This is a genomic window from Microcoleus sp. AT8-B5, assembly GCF_036705565.1.
Lineage (GTDB): Bacteria > Cyanobacteriota > Cyanobacteriia > Cyanobacteriales > Microcoleaceae > Microcoleus.
The window spans coordinates 4111-7281 of record NZ_JAUBUY010000097.1; the positions used below are offsets into that span (position 1 = coordinate 4111).

2 protein-coding genes and 1 pseudogene are annotated in these 3171 nt (G+C 43.1%); 2 read left to right on the top strand and 1 reads right to left on the bottom strand.

The window, feature by feature from the left end; all coding sequences use genetic code 11:
* The coding region (locus tag QUB39_RS30060; protein WP_333056477.1) for a CHAT domain-containing protein at positions 1 to 1547 on the top strand (1547 nt) is incomplete at its 5' end.
* A gap of 2 nt (positions 1548 to 1549) precedes the next feature.
* On the opposite strand, the pseudogene QUB39_RS30065 reads toward QUB39_RS30060, so the two are convergent.
* Positions 1550 to 1789 (bottom strand): annotated as a pseudogene (locus QUB39_RS30065) (IS1/IS1595 family N-terminal zinc-binding domain-containing protein); the annotation flags it as partial.
* 315 nt (positions 1790 to 2104) lie between these two features.
* On the opposite strand from QUB39_RS30065, the gene QUB39_RS30070 reads away from it, so the two are divergent.
* Positions 2105 to 3171 (top strand): protein kinase domain-containing protein (locus QUB39_RS30070; protein WP_333485231.1); only part of this gene is annotated, 1067 nt, incomplete at its 3' end.

Below are 3171 nucleotides of genomic sequence, written 5' to 3' on the forward strand. Positions count from 1 at the left end.
CACCGCCTCTTGAGTCCGTAAATCCCGATCCGGCGCTGTCATTTCCTGCATCTGTGCAAGTAGAATTGCGATCGCAAAGTCAATACAACACTCCCGAAATTAGCCCGGATATTTTCGCTCCTTCTCGCAGGCTAGATTCGGCAGGTTCGGGAGTTTTAGCATTTGAGGAAATCTTTACTCGCGAGTACGAAAAATATCTGGATTTGCCCGCAAGAAGACCGATCGGGAATATGTCGGTAATTTACGAAAATCTTCGCAAAAACGAAAAAATTACCGGAATCAAATCTGCTATTATTTATATGAATTGGCTCAGCAGAGCTGATGCAGCCGCTGTCAAAGAAAATGATTCTGTACTGGTGGCAAGTCAGGATTTATCAAATCTATTGCCTGTGAAAACAAACCTCGCATCCCAGCCATCTCATCCCTTAGAAGATAAGTTGACTCAGAGGTTGTCGCCGGATGGCAAAGAAGTTTCCGATGTTCCGAGTGGGGAGCATTTAGAAATAGTGTTAGTAACAGCTAATGCTCAACCCCAGCGCGTTTTAATTCCGGCTACAACCCGCTGGCAGGTGTTGCAACTAGCTGACGCCCTGCAAACCGAAATAACTAATCCCCGAAAAAGAAGCAGCATTAGTTATTTGGATACCGCGCAAAAACTTTATCGGTGGTTAATTGCACCAGTTGCCGCAGAATTGACAGCTTTAAAGATTGACAATTTAATTGTAATTCCAGCAGCAGGTTTGCGGAGCGTGCCGTTTGCTGCTCTTCACGATGGCAAAGGCTTTTTAGTTGAGAAATACAGCATTAGTGTGATGCCGAGTCTGAGCTTAACTGATATCGGCTACGACAATATTGCGGATGATGAAATTTTGGCCATGGGGGCGTCGGTATTTGAAGATAAAGCGCCATTACCAGCGGTACCGGTGGAGTTAGAGTCGATCGCGCCGCCAAGTGAAGGAAAATCATTTTTGAATCAAGATTTTACTCTCGAAAATTTGCAAGCTCAGCGGGCAAATCAGCCTTTTGGCATCATTCACTTAGCAACTCACAGCGAATTCCAGCCAGGAGAACCGAAAAATTCTTACATTCAGTTGTGGGATAGTAAATTACGTATCGATCAAATGCGACAGTTGCGATGGAATGAACCGCCGGTGAATCTGTTAGTTTTAAGCGCGTGCAGTACCGCTTTGGGCGACGAAGATGCGGAGTTGGGGTTTGCGGGTTTGGCGGTAGCTAGCGGTGCTAAATCCGCTTTGGCGAGTTTGTGGGAAGTCAGCGATGATGGGACTTTGGGGCTGATGACTGAGTTTTATCGCCAGTTGCGGGCCCCCAGACGCGGTGGCAATTTGATGATTAAAGCGGAGGCTTTGCGACGCGCGCAATTGGAGATGCTGCGGGGGCGCGTGCGGATTCAAGACGGGATGTTGCGAGCCCAAGGGCTTTCTGGGGGTCTAATTTTGCCTCCAGAAATTGCGGCGCGGGGCGATCGAGTGCTTTCGCATCCTTATTATTGGGCCGCCTTTACAATGATTGGCAATCCTTGGTAATGGAGTTTTCCCACAAGTCTTACCGAAGTTATTAGGGTGGTGTGATGAACTCCCTTGATTCGTTAATTGCCCGAAAACCTATACTATTGACATACATTTTTAGGCATTCCGGTTTCACAGTCTCGCTGTAACCAGGCGTGGGACTCATCATCAGCGATAAATTGACGATCGCATTTGACACAAATGTGGTTCTGTTTTCCTTTTTTCTTAGTGTTTCTACGGATATGGGTTAATTTGCACTCGCTTTCATTGCATGGTGATTCGCCCTATTTATACTCTCATTATGCAACGCCCAAATCTCCTAGGAAGACTAACGGCGATCGCACTTCACTCTGTTTTGCCGGATTTTACAGGAAACTGTGGAGCGATCGGACTCCTGGTCGGAATGTTTAGCCCTCTTATTTTGAAGAAATGTTAAGAAAAAATAATTTTTTTTGGAAAACTTAAGCTTTTCTTAAATTTTAGGGTAATATTGTGTATTAGATAATACATATACTTAATTAACTAACAATATATAAAAAATAATTGAGTATTAATACTGACAAGAGGCTGTAAGAATGATTAACTTACCGGGCTACGACATTACCAACCAGATCCATGAAAGTAATAATTCTGTAGTTTACCGGGGACTGAGAAAGCAAGACAACCAACCCGTAATTCTCAAATTTCTCAAACAAGATTATCCGATGCCAGCTTCGTTAGTCAGATACAAGCAGGAATACGAAATCACACACAATCTTCACCTAGAAAGTGTCCCTAAAACCTACAGCTTAGAAAGATACCATAACAGTTTGGCTATCATTTTCGAGGATTGTGGTGGAGACTCATTAAAGCTTTGGTTGGCTTCTCACAAACTTACCTTAGAAGAGTTTTTATTAACAGCTATTAAAATAACCAGGGCTTTAGGTGAAATTCACAGACATAAAATTATTCATAAAGATATTAATCCCAGCAATATTATTATCAACTCAAGCACAGGGCGAGTTCAAATTATAGATTTTGGCATCTCTACGGTTTTAAAGCGCGAAAATCCTACCCTGAAAAATCCTAATGTTTTAGAAGGCACCCTTAGCTATATATCGCCGGAACAAACAGGCAGAATGAACAGAGCGATCGACTACCGCACTGATTTTTACTCATTAGGAGTCACTTTTTACGAAATGCTAACAGGGCAATTGCCCTGGGATTACAGCGATGCAATGGAATTAATCCACTGTCACATTGCCAAACAAGCAGTACCGCCCCACCAAATCAATCGAGAAATTCCTAAAGCTGTTTCTGATATTGTGATGAAGCTATTAGCGAAAACCGCTGAAGCCAGATATCAAAGCCCTTGGGGAATTATCGCTGACCTAGAAGAATGCCTAGAACAATTAAAAACTACGGGAGGAATTGCAGATTTTGCGATCGCCCAAAAAGATATTACAGATAAGTTTCAGATACCTCAAAAACTCTACGGCAGAGAAACAGAAGTTGAAACCTTATTAGCAGCCTTTGAGCGAGTCAGCAGGGGCAGCACCGAAATGATGCTAGTATCCGGTTACTCTGGCATAGGTAAATCCGCCTTAGTACAAGAAGTTTATAAACCAATTACTAAAGCCAGAGGTTATTTTATTGCCGGAAA